The 25,543-nt window shown below is 72.1% G+C and carries 20 protein-coding genes; 11 read left to right on the forward strand and 9 right to left on the reverse strand.

Annotated elements, in window-relative coordinates:
* The first annotated feature begins 71 nt into the window (after positions 1 to 71).
* Entirely contained in the window at positions 72 to 1,328 is a 1,257-nt protein-coding gene (locus ACP4J0_RS22695; RefSeq protein WP_426600496.1) for a GNAT family N-acetyltransferase, read from the forward strand.
* A gap of 10 nt (positions 1,329 to 1,338) precedes the next feature.
* Here the strand turns inward: ACP4J0_RS22695 and ACP4J0_RS22700 are convergent, their stop codons facing one another.
* Together ACP4J0_RS22700 and ACP4J0_RS22705 are read right to left on the reverse strand one after the other, a co-directional pair.
* Positions 1,339 to 2,157: an Fpg/Nei family DNA glycosylase gene (locus ACP4J0_RS22700; RefSeq protein ID WP_426600497.1), complete on the reverse strand. Its 819-nt coding sequence runs from the start codon at positions 2,155 to 2,157 to the stop codon at positions 1,339 to 1,341.
* A gap of 346 nt (positions 2,158 to 2,503) precedes the next feature.
* Complete coding sequence (locus ACP4J0_RS22705) at positions 2,504 to 2,989, reverse strand: ribose-5-phosphate isomerase (protein ID WP_426600498.1); 486 nt, start codon at positions 2,987 to 2,989, stop codon at positions 2,504 to 2,506.
* Between the two features lie 210 nt (positions 2,990 to 3,199).
* On the opposite strand from ACP4J0_RS22705, the gene ACP4J0_RS22710 reads away from it, so the two are divergent.
* On the forward strand, positions 3,200 to 4,642 hold the full coding sequence (locus ACP4J0_RS22710; protein ID WP_426600499.1) for an amino acid permease: 1,443 nt from the start codon (positions 3,200 to 3,202) through the stop codon (positions 4,640 to 4,642).
* Positions 4,643 to 4,750: 108 nt separating this feature from the next.
* Here ACP4J0_RS22710 and ACP4J0_RS22715 read toward each other — a convergent pair whose 3' ends face one another.
* Positions 4,751 to 5,335: a biotin transporter BioY gene (locus ACP4J0_RS22715; protein WP_426600500.1), complete on the reverse strand. Its 585-nt coding sequence runs from the start codon at positions 5,333 to 5,335 to the stop codon at positions 4,751 to 4,753.
* Positions 5,336 to 5,667: 332 nt separating this feature from the next.
* On the opposite strand from ACP4J0_RS22715, the gene ACP4J0_RS22720 reads away from it, so the two are divergent.
* From ACP4J0_RS22720 to ACP4J0_RS22730, 3 genes are all read left to right on the forward strand, one after another.
* On the forward strand, positions 5,668 to 7,050 hold the full coding sequence (locus ACP4J0_RS22720; protein WP_426600501.1) for an amino acid permease: 1,383 nt from the start codon (positions 5,668 to 5,670) through the stop codon (positions 7,048 to 7,050).
* Positions 7,051 to 7,236: 186 nt separating this feature from the next.
* Positions 7,237 to 7,878, forward strand: a complete 642-nt coding sequence (locus ACP4J0_RS22725) for a superoxide dismutase (protein WP_426600502.1) — start codon at positions 7,237 to 7,239, stop codon at positions 7,876 to 7,878.
* Between the two features lie 330 nt (positions 7,879 to 8,208).
* Positions 8,209 to 8,436 carry a hypothetical protein gene (locus ACP4J0_RS22730; RefSeq protein WP_426600503.1) on the forward strand — a complete coding sequence of 76 codons (228 nt, stop codon included), beginning with the start codon at positions 8,209 to 8,211 and terminating at the stop codon, positions 8,434 to 8,436.
* 26 nt (positions 8,437 to 8,462) lie between these two features.
* On the opposite strand, the gene ACP4J0_RS22735 is transcribed toward ACP4J0_RS22730, so the two are convergent.
* Complete coding sequence (locus ACP4J0_RS22735) at positions 8,463 to 9,101, reverse strand: DsbA family protein (RefSeq protein WP_426600504.1); 639 nt, start codon at positions 9,099 to 9,101, stop codon at positions 8,463 to 8,465.
* Positions 9,102 to 9,320: 219 nt separating this feature from the next.
* On the opposite strand from ACP4J0_RS22735, the gene pepN (ACP4J0_RS22740) reads away from it, so the two are divergent.
* Together pepN (ACP4J0_RS22740) and ACP4J0_RS22745 are read left to right on the forward strand one after the other, a co-directional pair.
* Positions 9,321 to 11,900 (forward strand): aminopeptidase N, encoded by a 2,580-nt coding sequence (pepN, locus tag ACP4J0_RS22740; RefSeq protein ID WP_426600505.1) that lies wholly within the window; start codon positions 9,321 to 9,323, stop codon positions 11,898 to 11,900.
* A gap of 204 nt (positions 11,901 to 12,104) precedes the next feature.
* Positions 12,105 to 13,184, forward strand: a complete 1,080-nt coding sequence (locus tag ACP4J0_RS22745) for a hypothetical protein (protein ID WP_426600506.1) — start codon at positions 12,105 to 12,107, stop codon at positions 13,182 to 13,184.
* Positions 13,185 to 13,261: 77 nt separating this feature from the next.
* On the opposite strand, the gene ACP4J0_RS22750 is transcribed toward ACP4J0_RS22745, so the two are convergent.
* Both ACP4J0_RS22750 and ACP4J0_RS22755 read right to left on the reverse strand, forming a co-directional pair.
* Entirely contained in the window at positions 13,262 to 14,398 is a 1,137-nt protein-coding gene (locus ACP4J0_RS22750; protein WP_426600559.1) for a serine hydrolase domain-containing protein, read from the reverse strand.
* 137 nt (positions 14,399 to 14,535) lie between these two features.
* On the reverse strand, positions 14,536 to 15,021 hold the full coding sequence (locus ACP4J0_RS22755; protein WP_426600507.1) for an NUDIX hydrolase: 486 nt from the start codon (positions 15,019 to 15,021) through the stop codon (positions 14,536 to 14,538).
* Positions 15,022 to 15,271: 250 nt separating this feature from the next.
* Here ACP4J0_RS22755 and ACP4J0_RS22760 point away from each other — a divergent pair, with 250 nt between their 5' ends.
* Positions 15,272 to 18,580 carry a S8 family serine peptidase gene (locus ACP4J0_RS22760; protein ID WP_426600508.1) on the forward strand — a complete coding sequence of 1,103 codons (3,309 nt, stop codon included), beginning with the start codon at positions 15,272 to 15,274 and terminating at the stop codon, positions 18,578 to 18,580.
* A 64-nt stretch (positions 18,581 to 18,644) separates the two neighbouring features.
* On the opposite strand, the gene ACP4J0_RS22765 is transcribed toward ACP4J0_RS22760, so the two are convergent.
* Positions 18,645 to 19,382, reverse strand: a complete 738-nt coding sequence (locus ACP4J0_RS22765) for a hypothetical protein (protein WP_426600509.1) — start codon at positions 19,380 to 19,382, stop codon at positions 18,645 to 18,647.
* 1 nt (position 19,383) lies between these two features.
* Positions 19,384 to 19,920 (reverse strand): RNA polymerase sigma factor, encoded by a 537-nt coding sequence (locus ACP4J0_RS22770; RefSeq protein ID WP_426600510.1) that lies wholly within the window; start codon positions 19,918 to 19,920, stop codon positions 19,384 to 19,386.
* Between the two features lie 374 nt (positions 19,921 to 20,294).
* On the opposite strand from ACP4J0_RS22770, the gene ACP4J0_RS22775 reads away from it, so the two are divergent.
* A complete protein-coding gene (locus ACP4J0_RS22775; protein ID WP_426600511.1) occupies positions 20,295 to 21,311 on the forward strand; it encodes an aspartate-semialdehyde dehydrogenase in 1,017 nt (338 codons plus the stop codon).
* Here ACP4J0_RS22775 and ACP4J0_RS22780 read toward each other — a convergent pair.
* A complete protein-coding gene (locus ACP4J0_RS22780; RefSeq protein ID WP_426600512.1) occupies positions 21,308 to 21,784 on the reverse strand; it encodes a DUF1203 domain-containing protein in 477 nt (158 codons plus the stop codon). The two genes, ACP4J0_RS22775 and ACP4J0_RS22780, sit on opposite strands and share 4 nt — an antisense overlap.
* A gap of 112 nt (positions 21,785 to 21,896) precedes the next feature.
* On the opposite strand from ACP4J0_RS22780, the gene pepN (ACP4J0_RS22785) reads away from it, so the two are divergent.
* Entirely contained in the window at positions 21,897 to 24,467 is a 2,571-nt protein-coding gene (pepN, locus tag ACP4J0_RS22785; protein ID WP_426600513.1) for an aminopeptidase N, read from the forward strand.
* Between the two features lie 323 nt (positions 24,468 to 24,790).
* On the forward strand, positions 24,791 to 25,507 hold the full coding sequence (locus ACP4J0_RS22790; protein ID WP_426600514.1) for a S1 family peptidase: 717 nt from the start codon (positions 24,791 to 24,793) through the stop codon (positions 25,505 to 25,507).
* The last annotated feature ends 36 nt before the right edge of the window (positions 25,508 to 25,543 follow it).

The following is a 25,543-nucleotide window of genomic DNA, read 5'->3' on the forward strand; positions in this document are numbered from 1 at the left end:
GAACGGCCGTCGCGCCGCAACCTGGCGGAAATTCCCTCGCCGACCCCCGGGGGCCCTGGTACGCATGGTCCATGGGCAATTGCGATGACGGTGGCGACCTGACGACCGAGCTGCGGGTACTGCGGCGGGACGAGTGGAAGACGTGGTACGGGACACTGGTCCGTGCCTTCAGCGGGGTCCCGGAGTCGGCCGAGGGGCTGGAGCTGTACGAGGCCCTGACCGAGGCCGACCGCTCGCTCGGCGTCTGGGAGGGCGAGGAGTGCGTCGGGACGGCGGGGGCGTTCGGTTTCCGGATGACCGTGCCGGGTGGTGCTCAGGTGCCCGCGGCGGGCGTGACGATGGTGGGCGTCGCCGCCACGCACCGGCGCCGGGGTGTGCTGACGTCGATGATGCGGCGGCAGTTGGACGACATACGCTCCTGGGGCGAGCCGCTGGCCGTGCTGACGGCCTCCGAACCGGCGATCTACGGCAGGTTCGGGTACGGCGCGGCGACCTTCCAGCTCAACGCGGAGATCGATACGGACCGGGTCCGTCTGTCGGTGCCGGACGGCACGGATGACGTACGGCTGCGGTACGCGGCGCCCGCGGACGTCCTCGACGCGTGCGAGGCGGTGTACGCGCGGCTGGTGCCGGGGCGGCCCGGGATGCTGGCCCGGCGGCCCGGCTGGGAGCGGGTGGGGCTGCTGGACCCGGCCGGTGAGCGGGAGGGGGCGTCGCCGTTGCAGTGCGTGGTCGCCCGGCGGGACGGCGAGGTCACCGGGTACGCACGGTTCCGGGTGCGGCCGGGGTGGGGGGCCGGGGGGCCCGAGGGCGCGGTGGTCCTGGACGACCTGGCGGGGCTGGACCCGGCGACCGAGGCGGCGCTGTGGCGCTTCCTGTGGGGCATCGACCTGACGACGACGCTGACCGTGCGCGGGCGGCCGGTCGACGAGGCGTGGCAGTACCAGGTGTCGGACATCCGGCGGTGCCGGCCGGGGCTGCGGGACGCGTTGTACGTACGGCTGGTGGACGTGGGGGCGGCGCTCGCGGCGCGGACCTACCAGGCGCCGGTGGACGTCGTGTTCGAGGTCGAGGACGCCTTCTGCCCCTGGAACGCGGGGCGTTGGCGGCTGACCGGGGACGCGAAGGGGGCGTCCTGCGAGCGTACGTCCGACGCGGCGGATCTCGCTCTGTCCGTACGGGAGTTGGGGGCGGCGTACCTCGGCGGCGTGAGCCTGGCCTCGCTGGGCACGGCCGGGCGGGTGCGGGAGGTGCGGCCGGGGACGCTGGCGGAGGCGTCCCTGGGGTTCGGGTCGGACGTCGCGCCGTGGCTGCCGCACGGGTTCTGACGGCCGTCGCCTACGTCCGCCCCCGCTGGCAGGCCGGGCACCAGAAGAGGTTGCGGGCGGCGAGGTCCGCGGTGCGGACGGTCTCGCCGCAGAGGTGGCAGGGCTGGTCGGCCCGGCGGTAGACGTAGACCTCGCCGCCGTGGTCGTCGACGCGGGGCGGGCGGCCCATGGCCTCGGGGGTGTGTTCGGGGCGGACGGTGTCGATGCGGTTGTTCCGGACGCCCTCGCGCATCAGTTCCGTGAGGTCCTGCCAGATCGCGTCCCATTCGGCGCGGGTGATGTCCCGGCCGGGGCGGTACGGGTCGATGCCGTGGCGGAAGAGGACCTCGGCGCGGTAGACGTTGCCGACGCCGGCGATGACCTTCTGGTCCATGAGCAGGGCGGCGATGGTGGTGCGGCTGCGGGAGACGCGGCGGTACGCGGCTTCGGGGTCGGCGTCCCGGCGCAGGGGGTCGGGGCCGAGGCGGTCGTGTACCGCCTGCTTCTCGGGGTCCGTGATCAGGGTGCAGGTGGTGGGGCCGCGGAGGTCGACGTAGGCCGTCTCGTTGAGGAGCCGGAGGCGGACGGTGTCCGTGGGGGGTGGTGCGGGGGTTTCCCCGAAGGTGACCTTGCCGAAGAGGCCGAGGTGGATGTGGATCCAGTCGGCGTCCCGGAAGCCGAGGAAGAGGTGCTTGCCGTGGGCCTCGGTGCGGGTGAGGGGGGTGCCGGTGAGGAGGGCGGCGGCGTCGGAGAACTTGCCCTGCGGGCTGGTGGCCCGCACGGGTGTGCCGGTGGCGAAGGCGGCGGCGTAGTCCTTGGCCAGTCTGTGGATCGTGTGGCCTTCCGGCACGGGGTGTCCTTCCTGCGTACTGCGCGCGCCCGCTCGCCCGCCCGGCGCGGAGGGCCGACCGGGAGGCGGGCTCGCCCCGGGGCTCCGGCCCGGACCACCGCGGGGACTGTGCGTCTGCTGCTCCGCGTGCGGGCCAGCGTCTGCTGCCCCGCGTGCGGGCCTTGCTGCCCTGCGCGGGCGCCTTTGCTGCCCCGTACGGGCGCCCTGCTGCCCCGTGCGGGCCGGGCGTCGGCCCCGCGCCCTTCCTGGGCACCCGGCGCCGCACCTTCCCGGGACGCCGTCGCCAGGCCCTCGTGAGGGCCTGGCGACGTCCGGGACAGGGGCCCGGACGACGCCGGGCGGCGGACTACTGCTGCGGGTGGTGGGGCGGGACGGGGGGAAGGTCGCCCGTCGTCTCGTAGGACGTGAGCATGTCGATGCGGCGGATGTGGCGCTCGTCGCCGGAGAACGGGGTGGCGAGGAAGGTCTCGACGAACTTCGTCGCCTCCTCCTGCGTGTGCATGCGGGCGCCGACCGCGACGACGTTGGCGTTGTTGTGCTGCCGGCCCAGCGACGCCGTCTCCTCGCTCCAGGCCAGCGCCGCGCGCACGCCCTTCACCTTGTTCGCCGCGATCTGCTCGCCGTTGCCGGAGCCGCCGATCACGATGCCGAGGGCGTCGGGGTCCGCGGCCGTCCGCTCGGCGGCGCGGAGGCAGAAGGGCGGGTAGTCGTCCTGGGCGTCGTAGATGTGCGGGCCGCAGTCGACGGGCTCGTGACCCGCCGCCTCGAGCCACTCGACGAGGTGGTTCTTGAGTTCGTAGCCCGCATGGTCGGAGCCGAGATACACGCGCATGGATCGAGTGTGACACGTCGGGCGCGGGGCAGCAGCGCCGGGTGTCGAGGTCTGGAGAAGAACGAGTGAAGCTGTAGAAGCTCAGGAAAAGCTCAGGTAACAATACGGAATCATAGGTTCCTGAATTCTTTCACCTCCGTTTCACTGGTCCGACTCGTACACCCCTCGGTACGGGAACCTGCTCGACCGGCGCAAAGGAAGACCACCCCCATGACTTCGCAGCCGACCCTCACGAAGCCCGAGGACGGGACCGGAGGCCCCGGAGAACCCGGGTCCGGGCTCCAGGCCGGGCTCAAGAACCGCCATCTCTCCATGATCGCCATCGGCGGTGTCATCGGGGCCGGGCTGTTCGTGGGATCCAGTTCGGGAATCGCCACCGCCGGGCCCGGCATCCTTCTCTCGTACGCCCTCGTCGGCACGCTCGTGGTGCTGGTGATGCGGATGCTCGGGGAGATGTCCGCCGCCAACCCGACCTCGGGTTCCTTCTCCGCGCACGCCGACCGGGCGCTCGGACCCTGGGCCGGGTTCTCCATCGGCTGGCTGTACTGGTTCTTCTGGGTCGTCGTGCTGGCCGTGGAGGCGACCGCCGGGGCCAAGATCCTCGAAGGCTGGATACCGGCCGTGCCCCAGTGGGGCTGGGCGCTGATCGTGATGGTCGTGCTGACCGCCACCAACCTCGCCTCGGTCGGCTCCTACGGTGAGTTCGAGTTCTGGTTCGCCGGGATCAAGGTCGTCGCGATCGCCGCGTTCATCGTCGTCGGCGGGCTGGCCGTCTTCGGGGTGCTGCCCGGCGTCGACAGCGAGCAGGCGGGGCTGGCCAACCTGACGGAGCACGGCGGTTTCCTGCCGAACGGGGCGGGGGCGATCCTGACCGGTGTGCTGCTCGTCGTCTTCTCGTTCATGGGCAGCGAGATCCCCACGCTGGCCGCCGGTGAGTCCGAGGACCCGCAGCGGGCCGTCACCAAGGCGACCAACAGCATCATCTGGCGTATCGCCGTCTTCTACCTCGGCTCGATCTTCGTCGTCGTCGCGCTGCTGCCCTGGGACTCGCAGTCGATCACCGACCGGGGTTCCTACGTAGCCGCCCTCGACTCACTGGGGATCGCGAACGCCGGTCAGATCATGAACTTCATCGTGCTGACGTCCGTGCTGTCGTGCCTGAACTCGGGGCTCTACACGGCCTCCCGCATGGCCTTCTCGCTCGGCCGGCGCGGCGACGCGCCGAAGGGGTTCGCCCGGACCACCCGGCGCGGGGTGCCGAGGACGGCGATCCTCGTCTCCGTGGTGTTCGGATTCGTCGCCGTCTTCTTCAACTACGAGTTCCCCGACTCCGTCTTCCTCTTCCTCGTCAACTCCTCCGGCGCCGTGGCCCTCTTCGTCTGGCTGGTGATCTGCTTCTCGCAGCTGCGGATGCGGAAGATCATCCAGGCGGAGGCGCCGGAGAAGCTGGTGGTGCGGATGTGGCTGTTCCCGTACCTGACCTGGGCGGCCGCCGCCGTGATCGTCTTCGTGCTCGGCTACATGCTGACCGACACCGAGCACAACGGGCGCACCACCGTGCTGCTGTCGCTGCTCGTCGCGGCGCTCGTCCTCGCCGTCGCCTTCGTCAAGCAGCGGGTCACCGCGCGGAAGGCCGCCGCCGGGAAGGGCTGACGCCCCGCCGGAAGGGCTGACGCCCGCCGGGACGTGAAAGAGGCTCGCCGGAACGCTGCTGCGATCCGGCGAGCCTCTTCGTGGGACTACCGCCCCACCGGCGCGGTGCTACCGCTTGCCGACCAGCTTCCAGGCGGTCGGCAGTACGCCCATCGCCAGGGCGGCCTTCAGCGCGTCACCGATCAGGAACGGGGTGAGGCCGGCCGCGATCGCGGCGGTGAGGGACATGTCGGCGGCGAGGGCGAGGTACGGGACGCCGACGGCGTAGATGACCGCCTCGCCGAGCAGCATCGTGCCGGCCGTGCGCAGCATCGAGCGGTCGGCGCCGCGGCGGGCCAGGGCGCCCACGACGGTGACGGCGAGCAGCATGCCGAAGACGTAGCCCAGCGACGGGGCGCCGGTGCCGGAGCCGCCCTCCGCGAACCACGGCACGCCCGCCATGCCGACCAGCGCGTACAGGGCGAGCGAGAGCAGGCCGCGGCGGGCGCCGAGCGAGGTCCCGACGAGCAGCGCGGCGAAGGTCTGGCCGGTCACCGGCACCGGGGAGCCGGGGACGGGCACCGCGATCTGGGCCGCGAGGCCGGTGAGTACGGCACCGCCGGCCACGAGCGCGGCGTCCCGGACTCGGGAGGAGGGGATGAGGTCGGCGAGGACCTGCCCGGAGCGGTGGGCGGGGACGGCAGCGGTGCTCATGGGGACTCCGCGGTGGTGTGGACATGTCGGGACACCGCGACGCTATCCCAGCGGGTCGGGCCCGATCACCAGCAGCGCTCGACAAAGGCTCGATCGGCGGCTTGGTGGGCTCCCGACAAAGGAGACCGGCTACACACGGTCCCGGGTGACACCGGTCACCGAGGTGGGGAGGCGAGCGTCACCCGGAAGCGGAGTGCCGCATTCAGATGGTCACGTTCCGTACCGGGAGCGTCCGTATCGTGGGCAACCGGTGTCGCCGACCGGCGCGAGACCGGAGACTGTGGGCGTTTTTGCCCTGCCCCCGTCCCCCCACGCATTGGACGAGCCGCTCCATGTCCAACAGCACCACCACCGGTACGCCGCCGCAGTCGGACGACGCCTCCCTCTCCCACGGCCTCAAGCAGCGCCATCTGTCGATGATCGCCCTCGGCGGGGTGATCGGCGCCGGGCTCTTCGTCGGCTCCGGGGCCGGCATCGCCGCCGCCGGGCCGTCGATCGTCGTCGCCTACGCCCTCTCCGGCCTCCTCGTGATGCTGGTGATGCGGATGCTGGGCGAGATGTCGGCCGCGTATCCGTCGTCGGGTTCGTTCTCCGCGCACGCCGAGCGGGCGATCGGCCCCTGGGCCGGCTTCACCGCGGGCTGGGCGTTCTGGGTGCTGCTGTGCACGGCCGTCGGTCTTGAGGGCATCGGCGCCGCGGCGATCGTCCACGGCTGGCTGCCGGGCACGCCCGAGTGGGTGTGGGTGGCACTGTTCATGGTGGTGTTCTGCGGGACGAACCTGGCGGCCGTGAAGAACTTCGGCGAGTTCGAGTTCTGGTTCGCCGCCCTCAAGGTCGGCGCGATCTCGCTGTTCCTGGTGCTCGGCGTGCTGGCGGTCGCCGGCGTCCTGCCGGGCACCGACTCCCCCGGCACCTCGCACCTGAGCGACTTCCTGCCGAACGGCGGCAACGGTCTGATCATCGGCCTGCTCGCCTCGGTGTTCGCGTACGGCGGCCTGGAGACGGTGACCATCGCGGCGGCCGAGTCGGAGAACCCGGTCAAGGGCGTCGCGAGCGCCGTGCGGACGGCGATGTGGCGGATCGCGCTGTTCTACATCGGCTCGATGGCGGTCATCGTCACCCTGGTCCCCTGGGACTCCCCGGAGGTCGTCGAGAAGGGCCCGTACGTCGCCGCCCTCGACGAGCTGGGCATCCCGGGCGCCGGTCAGCTGATGAACGTCGTCGTGCTGGTCGCGCTGCTCAGCGCGATGAACGCCAACATCTACGGCGCCTCGCGCATCGGCTACTCGCTGGTCGAGCGGGGGCAGGGTCCGAAGGCGCTGGGCCGGGTGTCGGGCGGGGTGCCGCGGATCGCGGTGCTCGTCTCCTCCCTCTTCGGCTTCGGCTGCGTACTGCTCAGCTACTGGCGGCCGGACGACGTCTTCTCCTGGCTGCTGAACATGATCGGCGCGGTCATCCTGGTCGTCTGGGTCTTCATCGCCGTCTCCCAGCTGCGGCTGCGGCGCCGGCTGGAGCGGGAGGCGCCCGAGAAGCTGGTCGTGCGCATGTGGGGCTTCCCGTGGCTGACCTGGGTGGCCCTGGCGGGCATGGCCACGGTGTTCGTCCTGATGGCCCGCGAGCCGGACACCCGGGTGCAGCTGTACTCGACGGGCGGGATGACGCTGGCCCTGGCCGCCGTCGGCTACGCCCGTCAGCGGCGCCGGGCGCGCGGCTAGCCGCCACCGGGAGCGCGGCCGGCCGCCACCCGGAGCATCCCGAGGGCCCCCGCACGGAGACGGATCCGTGCGGGGGCCCTTTCGCGTGCCCCGGCGCGCCCGTCCGCCCCTCGGGCCTTCGCGACCCTCTTGCTGCTAGCGTGCAGTTGCAAGCCTTTTGCAATAAGAGGTCGGAGGGGATCCGCCATGTCCGTCTACACGCTTCCTGAACTGCCGTACGACTACTCCGCGCTGGCCCCCGTGATCAGCCCCGAGATCATCGAGCTGCACCACGACAAGCACCACGCGGCCTACGTGAAGGGCGCCAACGACACGCTGGAGCAGCTCGCCGAGGCGCGGGACAAGGAGTCGTGGGGCTCGGTCAACGGCCTGGAGAAGAACCTGGCCTTCCACCTCTCCGGGCACATCCTGCACTCGATCTACTGGCACAACATGACCGGCGACGGTGGCGGCGAGCCGCTGGAGGCGGACGGCACGGGCGAGCTGGCCGACGCGATCGCCGAGTCGTTCGGCTCCTTCGCCGGCTTCAAGGCGCAGCTCACCAAGGCCGCCGCGACCACGCAGGGCTCCGGCTGGGGCGTGCTGGCGTACGAGCCGCTGAGCGGCCGTCTGATCGTCGAGCAGGTCTACGACCACCAGGGCAACGTCGGTCAGGGTTCCACCCCGATCCTGGTCTTCGACGCCTGGGAGCACGCCTTCTACCTCCAGTACAGGAACCAGAAGGTCGACTTCATCGACGCCATGTGGGCCGTCGTCGACTGGCAGGACGTGGCGAAGCGGTACGAGGCCGCGAAGTCCCGTGCGAACACGCTGCTGCTGGCGCCCTGAGTCCCCGGTACGTCCTGCCTCGTGATCGTCTTCTCACCCTTCACGGCGGCAGGCGGAAGAAGAAAAACCCCCGCGAGGACGTGACTCGCGGGGGCTTTTCCGTGTACGCACAGGAGCGTCACGGCTCGCGAGGACGGCACGGCGCCGCTCTCGCCGCAGCCGTCCTGCGCCGCCTCGTGGGCGCGCCGAGCCCGTCCCACCGGCGCGCGGGCCCGCCCCGCGCGCCGTACGGGCTTCTGTTCCCCGGTCTCCCCGGCCCCGCGCCTGGCGCGGCGCGCGGGCCGCGCGCTGTACTGCCGTCCCGGCCCCACGGGTACTGCGGAGGTTGCGATGAGGAAGAGCCTGGCCTGCCCCACCTGCGGGGGGATGCAGGACTTCCGCCCGCTCGACGACGCCGAGAAGGCGGCGGTGCGGGAGCAGCTGAAGATCCCGTACGTGCACGACTACTGGCGCTGCGACGTCGCCGGGTGCCTGCGGTTCCAGCGCTGGGACAAGCAGCGCGCCGGCGGCCTGCTCCCGGAGAGGTTCCGGAGGCAGGCCGCCGACGGGGAGGAGTGACCCTGGGGCCTCTGGGCCCCAGGCCGTTACAGGTTGCTGAAGTCCGGGCCCTTGGTGCGGGTGCGCTTGATCTCGTAGAACCCGGGGACCGAGGCGACCGCGAGGGTGCCGTCCCAGAGCTTGGCGGCGTCCTCGCCCTTGGGGGCCGGGGTGACGACCGGGCCGAAGAAGGCGAGCTGCTCGCCGTCGGCGCCGGGGACGGCGATGACCGGGGTGCCGACCTCCTGGCCGACCTTGTCGATGCCCTCCTTGTGGGAGGCGCGCAGCTGGGGCTCGTACGGGGTGGAGTCCCAGTGGTCCATGAGGGACTCGGGCAGGCCGACGTCCTTCAGGGCGGCGGCGACCGTCTCCTTCTCCGGGCCCTCGCCCTGGTTGTGGAAGCGGGTGCCGAGCGCCGTGTAGAGGTCGCCGAGGACCTCGGGGCCGTGCTCCTCCTGGGCGGCGATGACGACGCGGACCGGGCCCCAGGCCTTGGTCCGGAGCATCTCGCGGTACTCCTCGGGCAGCTCGTCGATCCTGTCCTCGTTCAGGACGGCGAGGCTCATCACGTGCCAGCGGACCTCGATGTCCCGGACCTTCTCCACCTCCAGGACCCAGCGGGAGGTCATCCAGGCCCAGGGGCACAGCGGGTCGAACCAGAAGTCGACGGGCGTCTTGACCGACATGTCTCTCCTCGATGGGGCGGCAGGGCCGAGCGTTTCTCCAGGGAACCGACCGGACGCCCCGGCCATTCCCGGCCCGACCCACCTGTCCCGGGCCGCCCCGGGCGCGTTCCCCGATCCGCCCCGACCGATTCCCGGCCGTTCCCGGCTGCCGTGCGTCAGGGGCACATGGCAGGATCGGTGCTGTCCGCATGCTGAACACCACCCGAGGGAGTGCCGCCCGTGCCCGGTGAGAATCTGTCCCGCGACGAGGCCCGGGAGCGGGCCGCGCTGCTGTCCGTCGACGGGTACGACGTGTCCCTCGACGTGCGTTCGGCCACCGGTGAGGCGGAGGGCGACGGTCCGCGCACCTTCCGGTCCGTCACCACGATCCGCTTCCGCTGCAACGAACCCGGCGCGAGCAGCTTCGCCGACCTGATCGCACCGAGCGTCACCGCGGTCTCCCTCAACGGCCGCGACCTCGACCCGAGCGAGGTCTTCGACGGCTCCCGCATCGCCCTGGAGGACCTGGCCGCCGAGAACGAGCTGGTCGTCGACGCCCGGTGCGCGTACTCCCGCACCGGCGAGGGCCTGCACCGCTTCGTCGACCCGGAGGACGGCGAGGTGTACCTGTACACCCAGTACGAGCCGGCCGACGCCCGCCGGGTCTTCGCGGGCTTCGAGCAGCCGGACCTCAAGGCGCCCTTCCGCTTCGAGGTGCGGGCGCCCGAGGAGTGGACGGTGTGGTCCAACGGCGCGGGCGAACGCGCCGACGGGGTGTGGCGGTTCGCGGAGACCAAGCCGATCTCGACGTACATCACGTGCGTGGTCGCGGGTCCGTACCACTACGTGACGGACTCCTACGAGCGGGTGTTCGAGGACGGCACGCGGCTGAAGATCCCGCTCGGCGCGATGTGCCGCAAGGGGCTCGCCCCGCACTTCGACGCCGACGACGTCTTCCTGGTCACCAAGCAGGGCCTGGACTTCTTCCACGACCACTTCGACTACCCGTACCCGTTCGGGAAGTACGACCAGGCGTTCGTGCCCGAGTACAACCTCGGCGCGATGGAGAACCCGGGGATGGTGACGTTCCGCGAGGAGTTCATCTTCCGGGGCAAGGTGACACAGGCGTCCTACGAGGGCCGCGCCAACGTGATCCTGCACGAGATGGCGCACATGTGGTTCGGCGACCTGGTCACCATGGAGTGGTGGGACGACCTGTGGCTGAAGGAGTCCTTCGCGGACTTCATGGGCGCCTTCTCGCTGGTCGGCGCGACCCGCTTCACCGACGGCTGGATCACCTTCGCCAACCGCCGCAAGGCCTGGGCTTACCGCGCGGACCAGCTCCCGTCCACGCACCCGGTCACCGCCGACATCCGCGACCTCCAGGACGCCAAGCTCAACTTCGACGGCATCACGTACGCCAAGGGTGCCTCGGTGCTCAAGCAGCTGGTGGCGTACGTCGGCCAGGACGCCTTCCTGGAGGGCGCCCGGCGCTACTTCAAGCGGCACGCGTACGGCAACACGCGCCTCGGTGACCTGCTGTCGGTGCTGGAGGAGACCAGCGGGCGGGACATGGGCGCCTGGGCGCGTTCCTGGCTCCAGACGGCGGGCGTCAACTCGCTGACCCCGCAGGTGCTGCTGGGCGAGGCGGGCACCGTCGACGAGCTGGCGGTCGTACAGGAAGCGGCGGAGTCGCACCCCGAGCTGCGCCCGCACCGGGTGGCGGTGGGCCTGTACCGGCGTACGGCCGAGGGCGCCCTGGAGCGGTACGCGCGTGCCGAGGTGGACGTCGACGGGCCGCGCACGGTGGTGGCGGAGCTGGCCGGCGCCGAGGCGCCCGAGCTGGTCCTCGTCAACGACGACGACCTGACGTACTGCAAGACGCGCTTCGACGAGACCTCGCTGGCGACGCTGCGCGAGCACCTGGGTGCCCTGACCGACCCGCTGGCCCGCGCCCTGTGCTGGTCGGCGCTGTGGAACATGACCCGGGACGCGCTGCTGCCGGCCCGGGACTTCGCCGGCCTGGTGATGCGGTTCGCCGGGCGCGAGTCCGACATCGGCGTCCTCCAGATGCTGCACGCCTGGGCGAACTCGGCGCTGACGCACTACGTGGCCCCCCAGTGGCGGGAGGCCGGCGGCCGGCTGCTCGGCGAGGGCGCCCTGCGGGAGCTGCGGGACGCGGTGCCGGGCAGCGAGCAGCAGCTGGCGTGGGCGCGTTTCTTCGCGGCGGTGGCCTCCGACGAGGCGGAGCTGCGGCTGCTGCGGGGGCTCCTGGAGGGCACGGAGAAGATCGACGGTCTGGACGTGGACCAGGAGCTGCGCTGGACGTTCCTGGAGCCGCTCGCCGCGCACGGCGAGGCCGACGAGGGCGTCCTGGCCGCCGAGCTGGCCCGGGACGACACCGCCTCCGGCAAGCGCCACCAGGTGCGCTGCCTGGCGGCCCGCCCGTCGGCGGCGGTGAAGGCACAGGCCTGGGCGCAGGTCGTGGAGTCGGACGCGCTGTCGAACGCGCTGGTGGAGGCGACCATCGCGGGCTTCGCGCAGGCCTCGCAGCGGGAGCTGATCGCCCCGTACGCCGAGAAGTACTTCGCCGCGATCGAGCGGGTGTGGGACGAGCGGTCCATCCAGATCGGGATGGACGTGGTGCGGGGGCTGTTCCCGTCCCTGCGGGACTCCCAGGACACCCTGGAGGCGACGGACGCGTGGCTGTCCGCGCACGAGGGGGCCGCGCCCGCGCTGCGCCGGCTGGTGCTGGAGGCGCGGGACGACCTGGCGCGGGCACTGCGGGGTCAGGCGTGCGACGCGGCGGCCGGACGCTGAACCCCCGATCTCTGGCCAACGATTGAGCGTTCCGTCATCGTTACGGAATACGGGCAAGAGCAGCCGTAACCCCTGGTCCGCACCGAGCGGACCAGGGGTTTTCGGCATCCGAACACCCGTCCTTTAGGGCGGCCCTGTCCGGATTTGTCGATGAGCTTGTAACAGCGGTTAAGGAGCGGTCCGGACACGGGAAAGTCCCCGGTCATGACGCACAACACCCCGCTCTCCCCTCGCACCTTCCACCACCTGGCCGACAACCGGCGCCGGCTGATGACGGCGGCGCAGCTGCGGGCGCACGGTGTCCTGGCCGCCGAGACCGACGAGCAGTGCCGGCCCGGCGGACCCTGGCAGCGGATCCTCCCCAACGTCGTCCTGCTCCACCCGGGCCCGCCGACCAGCGAGGAGCGTCTGCACGCGGTGCTGCTGTACGCGGCACGGGACCGGACCGGCGGCGTGAACGGCGGTGCGGCCGCCGGCGTCACCGCCTCGGTGCCGGTCCAGCCGGGCAGGGAGGAGACGCCGCCCGCCCCGGCCTACGCGGAGGCGATGATCACGGGACTGGCCGCGCTGACGCTGCACGGCTTCTCCGCGACGCCCCCGCTGCCGTCCCTGGACGTCATCGACGTCCTGGTCCCGAGGCTGCGCCGGCTGCGGACGACGGGCTGCGCGCGGATCGTCCGCACGACCGCGCTGCCCACCCCCGTGCAGGTCACGGGCGTTCCGGTGGCGCCGGTGGCGCGGGCCCTGGCCGACGCGGTGGCGGAGCCGGCGGACGCGGGCGTCGTCCGCCGGCTGCTGACGGAAGCGGTGCGCGGCGGGCACTGCGAACCGGCGGCGGTGGTACGGGAACTGAACCGGGCCCGGCTGCTGAGCCGCCCGCACGTGGTGGACGCGGTGGACTCGCTGGCCGCCGAGGGGCGGGCGCTGGCCGAGCAGCGCCTGTACCGGATGGTGCGCGAGCACGGCCTGCCGGAACCGGTCTGGAACGTCGGACTGCGCCTGCCCGGCGGCCCCCACCTCGGCGGCGTGGACGCCTTCTGGCCCGAGCACGGGGTGGCGCTGGAGCTGGACACCCGCGCCCACCGGCAGCAGGACGACGACGCGCTGTGGGCGGAACACGCGGGCAGGCGCGAGCACTTGGAACGGCTGGGCATCACGGTCGTGCACCTCACGCCGCGCAAGCTGCGGGACTGCCCGGAGCACCAGGCGACCGTCGTCCGCACCGCGTTGATGGCGGCCGGGGACCGGGAACCCGCCGCGTATGTCGTGGTGTTGCCCCGGTAGTGACGGACCGGGGCGACACCAGGAGGGGAGAGGAGGGGCCACCGCTGCGCCGGGGCCCCTCCTCGTGCGCGGCGCGTCTACTCGGGGCAGAACTCCGCCCGGATCACCGCCTCGCCGTCGCCCGACCAGTCGCCGTTGAAGTTGAAGGCGAGCGCGTGCCGGCCGTCCCCGGTCGTCACCGCGTTCGACAAGGAGCCGTGGATGCCGCCGGCATGGCCCCAGACGGTCACTCCGCAGTCGAGTTCCCGCTTGATCAAGCCGAGGCCGTAGTCTGCACCCGGCTCCGCGGGCACCGTGGTGGTCATCTCGGCCAGTTGCTCGGCGGGCAGCAGCCTGCCGCGGAACAGGGCGGTGTAGAAGCGGTTCAGGTCGGCGGAGCTGGAGATCATCTCGCCCGCCGGGCCGGCGATGGAGGGGTTGAGCCGCGTGACGTCGTACGTGCGGCCGGTGACCGCCCCGTCCAGCTTGGAGTACGCGCGGCTGCTGGGCTCCGGCAGGCCGGTCCGGGTGCCCGGGACCGACGTGGCACGCAGCTTCAGCGGCTCGATGACGCGGCGGCGCACTTCGTCGCCGTACGGTCGGCCGGTGACCTCCTCGATCACCATGCCGGCCAGGAGGTAGTTGGTGTTGGAGTAGTTCCAGTCGGCGCCGGGGGCGAAGTCCGGTTCGTGGGTCATGGCGATCGCGACCAGCTGTCGCGGTGTCACCGTGTCGTAGCGGTGCTCGAGGAAGCCGTCCTTGGTGAAGTAGGCGCGGGCGAAGTCCTCGTCGGCCGTGACGTTGAAGATCCCGCTGGTGTGGTTGAGGAGTTGGCGCAAGGTGATGCGGCTGCCGTCGTGGCCGTTGCCTTCGACCACGCCCGGCAGCCACTTGTCCACCGTGTCGTCCAGCGAGAGCCGGCCCTCGGCCTCCAGCTGGAGCAGGACGGTGGCGACGAAGGTCTTGGTGATGCTGCCGACCCGGTAGCGGTCCCGCTCCGAGCGCGGCTCGCCGGTCCTGAGGTCGCCCACGCCGGCGGTCCCGGACCATGTGCGGTGGCCGTCCCGGGCGGTCGCGGTCACGCCGGGCACGCCGTCCGCGACCGCGGCTTCCATGGCGCGGCGGGTGGCGTCGTGTCCTCCGGTGCCGGGCGCCGCCACGGCCGGGGCGGCCAGCGCCACCGACAGTGCCACGGCGGTGGCCGCCACCAGGCTGGTCCGTACGCGAGTGGTCATGTCTTCCCCCATCGTCTGCGTCGTCTGCGTCGTCTGCGTCATCCGCGTCTTCTGCGTTTCTTTGTGTTGCTCGGTCGGCGGGAGGGACCGGACCGGCGGCGGGAAGGTTGCCGCGCCCTCGGGCGGTTGAGCGCGTTTCAGCCTTCCTCGCCCCGGAGGCGTTCCGCCCGTCCCGACGGCGGCCTCTCCCGCCACAGCCGCAGTCCGATGTCGACCATCGGCACCCGGGTCAGCCCCGGGACGGCGGTCAGGTCCTGCCAGGCCGCCAGGTCCGTGGAGCCACCGATCTCGAACCGCAGGTCACCGCCGGTGATCCGGACCTCGTAGACGAGCTGTACGCCGTGGTGGTCGACGGTTCGCCGCAGGAGACCTCCGAGCCCGGCGCGGCTCGGGCGGGTGACGCGGTGGGAGCCGACGCCGAGCAGGGCGGTGGGCTCGACGCGGTAGCCGGTCTCCTCCCCGACCTCGCGCACGACGGTGTCGTGGGGGTCCTCGCCGTGCTCCATGCCGCCGCCCGGCAGCACCCACTCGGGGACCCCGCCGGGCCCCGGTGACCGGGCGAGCAGGATCCGTCCGTCACGGACGCATATGGCGTAGGCCGCCACCCTCAGCTTTCGGCGCACTCCGGGACGTTAACCCGCCGGGCGCGGGCCGGGGTGCGGCTCACAGGATTGTCACAGCCCGCCCCTTGTGTCCCCGATGGCGTATGGCGGAAGTACGCCATGGCTCCATCCCGTCCCGGACAACTCTCCCCAAACAGCGAACCCTTGCGTAAAGCTGAGCGGTCGTCCGGGATCGGATTCCGGACTGCTTCGGCCAGGACCGATCGGCCCCGGTCGTTGTCGCACGTTCCTTCACCTACAAGGGATGCCGATGACCCACAGCCCCCAGCGCGAACCGATATCGGGCGCGAGACGCGCGGCCCGCCTTGCCGTGGCCACCGGCCTCGTCGCCGCGCTCTGCGCGGCCGGGCCGATACCCGTGGCCTTCGCCGCCGACGGTCCCGGAACCGCGCCCCCCGTCGACGCCTCCGTCGACGGGGGCGTCAAGTCCGCGCCCGACAAGCTCGGTTCGGACGACGCGGACCTGCTCGCCGAGGCGAAGGCCGACGGCACGAAGAACGTCACGATGATGGTCGCCACCGCGCCGGGCGAGACCGAGCAGGTGGCGAAGGAGCTGGACGCGGTCGGCGGCGGCTCCGTCGGCCGGACCTACGACGAACTCGGCTACGTCCGCGCCACCGTGCCCACCGCCGAGGCGGACTCGGCCATCGCCGCCGCCGTGAAGCTCTCCTCCGTGCACGGCATCGACCTGCGCGACGAGATCCCGCTGGACGACCCGACGCCGGGCGCGGACCGGGCGAAGGGCGGCGAGCACCACAAGGGCCGCTCCTACCCCGCGCCGGACCGCCGCACCCCCGCCGAGAACCCGTACAACCCGTCCTTCGAGACGGGCGCCGTCGACTTCGTGAAGAAGCACCCGAAGGCGGACGGCCGCGGCGTCACCATCGGCATCCTCGACTCGGGCGTCGACCTCGCCCACCCGGCGCTGCAGAAGACCACCACCGGCGAGCGCAAGATCGTCGACTGGGTCACCGCGACCGACCCGGTCGTCGACGGCGACCGGACCTGGCGCCCGATGACCACCTCCGTCTCCGGCCCCACCTTCACCTACGGCGGGCGGACATGGACGGCGCCGGCCGGTTCCTACCGGGTCAGCACCTTCCTGGAGTCGTACACCACCGGTGGTGACGCCGGAGGCGACGCCAACCGGGACGGCGACACCACCGACTCCTGGGGCGTCCTCTACGACGCGGCGGCCGGCACGGTCCGCGTCGACCTGAACGGCAACCACGACTTCGCCGACGACACCCCGATGAAGCCGTACAAGGACGGCTTCCAGATCGGGTACTTCGGCACCGACGACCCGAAGACGGACGTGGCCGAGCGCCAGCCGTTCGTCGTCGAGATCCGTAAGGACGTCGTCTACAACGGGGCGGGCGCGAAGGCCGACTTCGTCAACATCGGCGTCATCGAGGGCTCGCACGGCTCGCACGTGGCCGGCCTCGCCGCCGCCAACGGCCTGTTCGGCGGCCGGATGGACGGCGCCGCGCCCGGCGCGAAGATCGTCTCGTCGCGCGCCTGCACCTGGAGCGGCGGCTGCACCAACGTCGCGCTCACCGAGGGCATGTTCGACCTCGTCGTCAACCGGGGCGTCGACATCGTCAACATGTCGATCGGCGGCCTCCCCGCGCTCAACGACGGCAACAACGCCCGCGCCGAGCTGTACACGCGGCTCATCGACACCTACGGCGTCCAGCTGGTGATCTCCGCGGGCAACTCCGGCCCCGGCGCCAACACCATCGGCGACCCGTCGCTCGCCGACAAGGTGATCTCGGTCGGCGCGTCCGTCTCCCGCGAGACCTGGGCCGCCAACTACGGCTCCGCGGTGAAGACCAAGTACGCGATGATGCCGTTCTCCTCGCGCGGCCCCCGTGAGGACGGCGGCTTCACGCCGACGCTCACCGCGCCCGGCGCCGCCGTCAACACCATCCAGACCTGGATGCCCGGCGCCCCGGTCCCGGAGGCGGGCTACGACCTCCCCGCCGGCTACGGCATGCTCCAGGGCACCTCGATGGCGTCCCCGCAGGCCGCCGGCGCCTCCGCGCTGCTGCTGTCCGCCGCGAAGCAGGCCGGCATCGACCTCACCCCGGCCAAGCTGCGCACGGCCCTGACCTCCACCGCCGACCACATCAAGGGTGTGCAGGCGTACGAGGAGGGCGCGGGCCTCATCAACATCCCCGACGCCTGGCGCGCGATCCGCAAGGGCGCCACCGCCCACGAGTACACGGTCAAGGCGCCGGTGGACACCGCGATCGACCAGCTCCTGGAGACCCCGGGGTACGGCACCGGCCTCTACGACCGCGAGGGCGGCCTGAAGGCCGGCGAGCGCAAGACGTACGACATCACGCTCACCCGTACGTCCGGCGCGGACCGCGCGATCCGGCACGAGCTGCACTTCGAGAACAACACCGACCGCACCTTCCGGATCGTCGGCTCCGACGAGGTGAAGCTGCCGCTGAACGAGCCGGTGACCGTCAAGGTGCAGGCGAAGCCGCGCTCCGAGGGCATCAAGAGCGCGATCCTCGAGGTCGACGACCCGCGCACCGAGGGCACCGACAAGCTGGTCCTGACCACGGTCGTGGCCTCGGCCCCGCTGGAGTACGCCTTCTCCGCGAAGGGCTCCGTGCAGCGCAACGACACCGAGTCGTACTTCGTGACCGTCCCCGAGGGCGCCAAGACGCTGGAGGTGGCGATGAGCGGGCTGAAGGACGGGAGCCAGACCCGGTTCGTCGCCCTCCACCCGTACGGCGTCCCGGTCGACAACACCTCCACGCCGTACTGCTACAACAACTACCTCGACGGCAACGGCTGCCGGCCCGACGTGCGCGCGTACGCCGACCCGCAGCCCGGCGTCTGGGAGATCGAGGTCGAGTCGCGGCGCACCTCGCCGCTGCTGGACAACCCGTACGAGCTGGACGTCACCGTCCTCGGCGCGGTGTTCGACCCGGAGGTCGTGACCGTGCCCGAGGCCAAGGCCGGCACCCCGGCCGACGCCTCCTGGAAGGTGACGAACCGGTACGGCCCGATCGACGGCAAGCTGGTCGGCGGCCCGCTCGGCTCGGCCGAGACGTCCCGCCCGTCGATCGCGCAGGGTGAGACGAAGAGGTCCACGGTCGAGGTGCCCGAGGGCGCCGAGTCCCTGGACGTCGCCGTCGGGGGCGTCTCCGACGCGGCCGCCGACCTGGACCTGACGGTCTACGACAAGGACGGCAACGTCGTCGGCCAGTCCGCCGACGGCGACTCGGAGGAGTCGGTCTCCGTGCCGAAGCCGGCCGCCGGCGCCTACACCGTCGAGGTCGTGGGCTACGCGGTGCCGTCGGGCAGCACGGAGTACGACTATCGGGACGTGTACTTCGCCGCGTCCCTCGGCTCGGTCACCGTGGACGGGTCGGCGCCGGTGAAGCTCGGCACGGGCGACTCGGCGACGGTCTCCGGCAGCGTCACGGCGCTGGCCGCCGCGCCTGAAGGCCGTGAGTTCTTCGGGCAGGTCCAGCTGGTGAACGCCCACGGCACGGCCGCGGGCCTGGGCAGCGTCCGGATCGGGACGGTCGTGCCGTAGTCCGGTGCGGCACGCATAGGGGGCGGGCGCTCCGCGGGGCGCCCGCCCTTTCCGCATGCCGGCGTCAGTCGCAGGTGAGGGTGCGGGCCTCGGGCAGGGACGCGGTGATCCAGGCGCGTTCGGCGGCGATGGCCTCCTCGCCGGTGATCACGGCGTCCGGGCGGTCGCCGTCCAGCGGGATGCCGATCAGCGCGCGGTCGCCCACGGCGAGCCGGGCGGTGGTGTCGTCCAGGACGAACGTGATCCGCTCGCCCGTCTTCCCCGGCCGTTCCCGCGGCTTGTGGGAGCGGGTCACGTCCAGGGTGATCCGGTGCTGCCGGACCCCCGGCACCGGTTCGGAGCCGGTCACCGTGCCCTCGGCCACCAGACGGGCGCAGGCGAGGTAGCGGGGGCTGCCGAAGGCGACGCCGCCGGCCTCGGCGGAGTCCGCCCGCCGGTCGCTCGCCTCGGCACTGCCGCTCGCCGTGTCGTCGGAGGTCCCGCTTCCGCCCTGGACCACCAGCCATCCGAGGCCAGTCACCACCGTGGCGGCGCAGGCCGCGGCGAGGGCACCGAAGGCGAGGGCGAGCGGACGGCGCCGGGGGCGGCGAGCGGGCTCGCCCACCGGGGAGGTCCCGGGGCCGGGTGGCGGTTCGCTCAGCGACCGGCCGATGATCCCCAGCTGCTCCCGCAGCAGCGCCACGTCGGCCGCCGCCGACCGGTACTCGGCGTCGGCGCCGGCGTCCGCCCCGGGCGGCAGCGGCTCGCCCGTGATCGCGGCCATCAGCGCGTCCTGCCCACCGGGATGCTGTTCGGCGGCCATCTCACACCACCTCGTCCTCGTGCAGGCGGGCCCGCAGCGCCCGCACCGCCGTGTGCAGCCTGCTCTTGACCGTGCCCTCGGGGATGCCGAGTTCCTCGGCGATGCCGCGCACCGGCAGGTCGGCGTAGAAGCGCAGGACGAGGACCTGGCGCTGGGCGTCGGGCAGCTCGTCCAGGCCCTGCGCGACGGCGAGGGAGATCACGCTGGTGTCCTCCCCGGAGGGCTGCTCCGCCTGGCGCAGGGCGGCGAGGCGTTCACCGAGCCGGTCCTGGCGGCGCCTGGCCCGGTGCCAGTCCATGGCCAGGTTGGAGGCGACGACCGCCGCCCACGCGGACACGTCGCGCGGCGCCTCGCGTCCGCTCGCCGTCCGCTCCAGCAGCCGCAGCCGGACCTGCTGCACCCCGTCCGGCAGGTCCGCCTGCGGCACTCCGCCGAGCGCGAGCACCGCCCGCACCCTGCGCTCCTGGGCCGCGTCCAGGGGATCGTCGAGTACGGCGTCCCCCTGGCCGCGGCGGGCCTTTCTGCGCAGCACAGCCACCCCTCCCCCAGGCCCGAGGGCCCGGCCGCGTTTCCCCTATGACGCCGGCGGGGCCGGAAACGTTCGCCCGGCCGGCCGCGCTCCGGCACGAGGCGCGCGAGGCGTGCGTCACATCGTCGTGTGAGGGGGGAAGGGATGGGCAGGGGCCGGAACAGCACAGCTTGCGGCGCGGGGCCCGGCGGAGGTGAATTTCTGCAGTTCAGCGCGGGTTTCCGCCGAAGGACCGCGCCTGCTGTCCGAGCCGCCGCGTCCCAGGGTGCGGGCACGGGGCGCAAAGAATTGGACAGGCGGGCCGGGCTTCGCCCCATGATGGAAAAGTCTCGGCCGAGCAACGCGCGCGTGAAGACACGCGCACAGACGGAGAAGGAGTCACCGTGAGGGTCGGAATCGTCGGAGCCACCGGTCAGGTCGGCACGGTCATGCGCAGGATCCTCACGGAACGGAACTTCCCGGTCACCGAGCTGCGCCTGTTCGCCTCCGCCCGCAGCGCCGGCAAGGAGCTGGAGGGCGTGACGGTGGAGGACGCGGCCACCGCCGACTACTCCGGCCTGGACATCGTGCTGTTCTCCGCGGGCGGCGCCACGTCCAAGGCGCTGGCCGAGAAGGTCGCCTCCCAGGGACCGGTCGTGATCGACAACTCATCCGCCTGGCGCCGTGACCCCGAGGTCCCGCTGGTCGTGTCCGAGGTGAACCCGCACGCGATCGCCGACCGCCCCAAGGGCATCATCGCCAACCCGAACTGCACGACGATGGCCGCGATGCCGGTCCTGCGGCCGCTGCACGCGGAGGCGGGCCTTCAGGCGCTGGTCGTCGCCACCTACCAGGCGGTGTCCGGTTCCGGCGTGGCCGGCGTGGACGAGCTGTTCGAGCAGGTCCAGAAGGTCGGCGCGGACGCGCCCAAGCTCGCCCACGACGGTTCGGCGGTGGAGTTCCCGAAGCCGGAGAAGTACGTGGCGCCGATCGCGTACAACGTGCTTCCGCTGGCCGGCTCCATCGTGGACGACGGCCTGCACGAGACGGACGAGGAGCAGAAGCTCCGCCACGAGTCCCGCAAGATCCTGGAGGTCCCGGAGCTGAAGGTCTCCGGCACCTGCGTGCGCGTGCCCGTCTTCAGCGGCCACTCCCTCCAGATCAACGCCCGCTTCGCCCGCCCGATCAGCGTGGAGCGCGCCAAGGAGCTGCTGGCCGGTGCCCCCGGCGTCGCGCTCACCGAGGTGCCGACCCCGCTGGAGGCGGCCGGTCAGGACCCGTCGTACGTGGGCCGTATCCGCCGGGACGAGACCGTGGACAACGGCCTCGCCCTGTTCGTCTCCAACGACAACCTGCGCAAGGGCGCGGCCCTGAACGCGGTGCAGATCGCGGAGCTGGTGGCGGCGGAGCTGAAGGGCTAGTCGCGCCTGACCTCGTAGAGGAAGCAGCCGTACTCGACGGCCCGGACGTGGACGAACGCCACGGCCGGGTCGTCGAACGCTTCCCGGAGGGCGTACGCGAAGGCGCCGGGGTCCCCGATCAGCCGCCCGCCGACGATGTGCCCGTCGGTGGAGTAGCGGCGCAGGACGCGGTGCGAGTCGGTGAAGGCGAGGCCGTCCGCCTCCGGTCCCGCGCACTCCTCGGCGTGGACGAAGACCGGGCCCTGCTCGTCGTAGGCGCCCGGGTCGGCGCCGGTCTCGGCGGCCCAGCGGCGCAGCGGGGCGTACGAGACGAGCGCGATCCTCTCCCCCGGGCGGCTGCGGCGCAGGCAGCAGCGCAGGGGTGCGCCGCCCTCGCCGTCGGTGAACGGGGCGGGTGCGCGGCCCGCGTCGTCGGTGGTGCGCAGTTCCTTCAGGGCGGCCGGCGGGATCGGCCGTGCGGTGTAGTGCTGCATGGCCCCAGGCTCGCGCGTGTCCGCTCCGCGCACCGGCGGGAAATGGTCATCGCGTTCCGTACCGGCCACGTGGAAGGATGGCGCAACCCACACATAACGAGGAGATGACCGCGTGCCTGGCACAAACCTGACTCGCGAAGAGGCGCGGCAGCGGGCGACGCTGCTGACCGTTGACTCGTACGAGATCGATCTCGACCTCACCGGCGCGCAGGAGGGCGGCACCTACCGGTCCGTGACCACGGTGCGCTTCGACGTCGCCGAGGGCGGCGGCGAGTCCTTCATCGACCTGGTCGCGCCGACGGTCCACGAGGTGACGCTGAACGGCGACGCCCTCGACGCCGCCGAGGTCTTCCGGGACTCCCGGATCGCCCTGCCGGGGCTGCTGCCGGGGCGCAACATCCTGCGCGTGGTCGCCGACTGCGCGTACACCAACACCGGTGAGGGCCTGCACCGGTTCGTCGACCCGGTCGACGACCAGGCCTACCTGTACACGCAGTTCGAGGTGCCGGACGCGCGCCGCGTCTTCGCGAGCTTCGAGCAGCCGGACCTCAAGGCGACCTTCCAGTTCACCGTGAAGGCGCCCGAGGGCTGGACGGTCATCTCCAACTCGCCCACCCCCGAGCCGCAGGACAACGTCTGGGTCTTCGAGCCGACCCCGCGCATCTCGTCGTACATCACGGCGCTGATCGTCGGCCCGTACCACTCGGTGCACAGCGTGTACGAGAAGGACGGCCAGTCGGTGCCGCTCGGCATCTACTGCCGCCCCTCGCTGGCCGAGCACCTCGACGCGGACGCCATCTTCGAGGTGACCCGGCAGGGCTTCGAGTGGTTCCAGGAGAAGTTCGACTACCAGTACCCCTTCGCGAAGTACGACCAGCTCTTCGTGCCCGAGTTCAACGCGGGCGCGATGGAGAACGCGGGCGCGGTGACCATCCGGGACCAGTACGTGTTCCGTTCGAAGGTGACGGACGCCGCGTACGAGGTGCGGGCGGCGACGATCCTGCACGAGCTGGCGCACATGTGGTTCGGCGACCTGGTCACCATGGAGTGGTGGAACGACCTGTGGCTGAACGAGTCGTTCGCCACCTACGCGGAGGCCGCCTGCCAGGCCGACGCGCCCGGTTCGAAGTGGCCGCACTCGTGGACGACGTTCGCGAACCAGATGAAGACCTGGGCGTACCGGCAGGACCAGCTGCCGTCCACGCACCCGATCATGGCGGACATCAGCGACCTGGACGACGTGCTCGTCAACTTCGACGGCATCACGTACGCCAAGGGCGCCTCGGTGCTCAAGCAGCTCGTGGCGTACGTCGGTGAGGACGCGTTCTTCCGCGGCGTGCAGGCGTACTTCAAGCGGCACGCGTTCGGCAACACGCGCCTGTCCGATCTGCTGGGCGCCCTGGAGGAGACCTCCGGCCGCGACCTGAAGACCTGGTCGAAGGCGTGGCTGGAGACGGCCGGCATCAACGTGCTGCGCCCGGAGATCGAGACGGACGCCGAGGGTGTGATCACGTCCTTCTCGATCCGCCAGGAGGCCCCCGCCCTGCCCGCCGGTGCGAAGGGCGAGCCGACGCTCCGCCCGCACCGCATCGCGATCGGCGCCTACGACCTGGACGCGAACGGCAAGCTGGTGCGCGGCGACCGGGTCGAGCTGGACGTCGACGGCGAGCTGACGGCCGTGCCGGAGCTGGTCGGCAAGCGCCGCCCGGCGGTCGTGCTGCTCAACGACGACGACCTGTCGTACGCCAAGGTCCGTCTGGACGAGCAGTCGCTGGCCGTCGTCACCGAGCACCTGGGTGACTTCGCCGAGTCGCTGCCGCGCGCCCTGTGCTGGGCGTCGGCGTGGGACATGACCCGGGACGCGGAGCTCGCCACCCGCGACTACCTCTCCCTGGTGCTGTCCGGCATCGGCAAGGAGTCCGACATCGGCGTCGTGCAGTCGCTGCACCGCCAGGTGAAGCTGGCCATCGACCAGTACGCCGACCCGGCCGCCCGCGAGGCGCTGCTCACCCGCTGGACGGAGGCCACGCTGGCCCACCTGCGGGCCGCCGAGGCGGGCAGCGACCACCAGCTGGCGTGGGCGCGCGCGTTCGCGGCGACGGCCAGGACGCCGGAGCAGCTGGACCTGCTGGACGCCCTGCTGGACGGCACGCAGACGATCGAGGGCCTGGCCGTCGACACGGAGCTGCGCTGGGCGTTCGTGCAGCGGCTGGCGGCCGTGGGCCGGTTCGGCGGGTCGGAGATCCAGAGCGAGTACGAGCGGGACAAGACGGCCGCCGGTGAGCGCCACGCGGCCACCGCGCGTGCCGCCCGCCCGACCGAGGCGGCCAAGGCGGAGGCCTGGGAGTCGGTCGTGGAGTCCGACAAGCTGCCGAACGCCGTGCAGGAGGCGGTCATCGCCGGCTTCGTCCAGACCGACCAGCGGGAGCTGCTGGCGCCGTACACGGAGCGGTACTTCGAGGCGCTGAAGGGCGTCTGGGAGTCCCGTTCGCACGAGATGGCGCAGCAGATCGCGGTCGGCCTGTACCCGGCGGTGCAGGTGTCGCGGGAGACCCTGGACCGCACGGACGCCTGGCTGTCCTCCGCGGAGCCGAACGCGGCCCTGCGGCGGCTGGTGTCGGAGTCCCGCTCGGGCGTCGAGCGCGCGCTGAAGGCGCAGGCGGCGGACGCGGCGGCGAAGTAGGCAGCACGACCAAGCGGGGCGCCCGGTGATGTACCGGGCGCCCCGTTGCCGTTCGCGCTGCAGCCGGCCGGGTCGGCGATTCTTTGTCTGAGTCGGTACAACCTTTTCGCGTGTGACGCAGGTCATGATCGATAATCGTCGGTTGTTCGCTTCTTCCCGATTCCCCTACTGGACGTCCGAGCCAAGGCCCGGCTTCGATGGGGGACTTGTCCCTGGACGAGACCCGGACTCCAAGCACCCCGTTGCATGCACCGGTTGAGGCCTTTGTGACGCGGCCGCCGACAGGACGCCCTGTCAGCTGTGCAACCGAGGAAGGAAGTACGTTGTTCAACAGAGGAATCCGCGCCAGACGGGCTCGCGGTGCCCTGAACGCCGGCACAGCCCCGGCGGCCACCGCCGGCCTGCTCACGGCTGCGCCGGCCGCGCAGGCGGTCTCCGGCGAGCCCGCGGCCGCGGGGGACCACGCTTTCACCGCCCGGCTCGTCATCGGCGAGGGTGACGCCATGCGTGGCTGCTCCGCCGCGCTGGTGCACCAGCAGTGGCTGCTGACCGCCACGAGCTGTTTCGCCGCCACCCCGGGCGGCGAGGTCAAGTCGGGCAAGCCCGCGATGAAGACCACGGCGACCCTGGGCACGCGGACCCTCGGCATCGTCGAGGTGGTCCCGCGCGACGACCGGGACGTGGCCATGGTCCGGCTCGCCGAGCCCGTCACCACGGTCGCGCCGGCGGGGCTGGCCGCCGACGCCCCCGAGGCGGGCGAGACCCTGATCGGTGCCGGATTCGGGCGGACCCGCACCGAGTGGGTCCCGCCCCAGTTGCACACCGGTGAGTTCCGGGTGGACTCCACCACCGACACCACCGTGGCGCTGACCGGTCAGGACGGAGCCTCCGTCTGCATGGGTGACACCGATGGTCCGGCCCTGCGCAGCACGGGTGGTGAAGTCGAGCTGACCGCCATCCACAGCCGTTCCTGGCAGGGCGGGTGCTTCGGCGGGACGGAGACCCGGACCGGCGCCGTGGACGCCAGGGTCGACGGCTGAGGCTGTCCGCGAACGGCCGGTTCACATGGCCCCGAG

It is taken from the genome of Streptomyces sp. WG7, assembly GCF_049975785.1.
GTDB lineage: Bacteria > Actinomycetota > Actinomycetes > Streptomycetales > Streptomycetaceae > Streptomyces.

What these genes read in the sequence shown, in the direction of transcription:
- ACP4J0_RS22695 (WP_426600496.1), top strand. Translation starts at nt 72, where the DNA reads ATGGGCAATTGCGATGACGGTGGCGACCTGACGACCGAGCTGCGGGTA.
- ACP4J0_RS22705 (WP_426600498.1), bottom strand. Translation starts at nt 2,989, where the DNA reads ATGCGCGTGTATCTCGGCTCCGACCATGCGGGCTACGAACTCAAGAAC.
- ACP4J0_RS22710 (WP_426600499.1), top strand. Translation starts at nt 3,200, where the DNA reads ATGACTTCGCAGCCGACCCTCACGAAGCCCGAGGACGGGACCGGAGGC.
- ACP4J0_RS22715 (WP_426600500.1), bottom strand. Translation starts at nt 5,335, where the DNA reads ATGAGCACCGCTGCCGTCCCCGCCCACCGCTCCGGGCAGGTCCTCGCC.
- ACP4J0_RS22720 (WP_426600501.1), top strand. Translation starts at nt 5,668, where the DNA reads ATGTCCAACAGCACCACCACCGGTACGCCGCCGCAGTCGGACGACGCC.
- ACP4J0_RS22725 (WP_426600502.1), top strand. Translation starts at nt 7,237, where the DNA reads ATGTCCGTCTACACGCTTCCTGAACTGCCGTACGACTACTCCGCGCTG.
- ACP4J0_RS22730 (WP_426600503.1), top strand. Translation starts at nt 8,209, where the DNA reads ATGAGGAAGAGCCTGGCCTGCCCCACCTGCGGGGGGATGCAGGACTTC.
- ACP4J0_RS22735 (WP_426600504.1), bottom strand. Translation starts at nt 9,101, where the DNA reads ATGTCGGTCAAGACGCCCGTCGACTTCTGGTTCGACCCGCTGTGCCCC.
- ACP4J0_RS22745 (WP_426600506.1), top strand. Translation starts at nt 12,105, where the DNA reads ATGACGCACAACACCCCGCTCTCCCCTCGCACCTTCCACCACCTGGCC.
- ACP4J0_RS22750 (WP_426600559.1), bottom strand. Translation starts at nt 14,398, where the DNA reads ATGACCACTCGCGTACGGACCAGCCTGGTGGCGGCCACCGCCGTGGCA.
- ACP4J0_RS22760 (WP_426600508.1), top strand. Translation starts at nt 15,272, where the DNA reads ATGACCCACAGCCCCCAGCGCGAACCGATATCGGGCGCGAGACGCGCG.
- ACP4J0_RS22765 (WP_426600509.1), bottom strand. Translation starts at nt 19,382, where the DNA reads ATGGCCGCCGAACAGCATCCCGGTGGGCAGGACGCGCTGATGGCCGCG.
- ACP4J0_RS22780 (WP_426600512.1), bottom strand. Translation starts at nt 21,784, where the DNA reads ATGCAGCACTACACCGCACGGCCGATCCCGCCGGCCGCCCTGAAGGAA.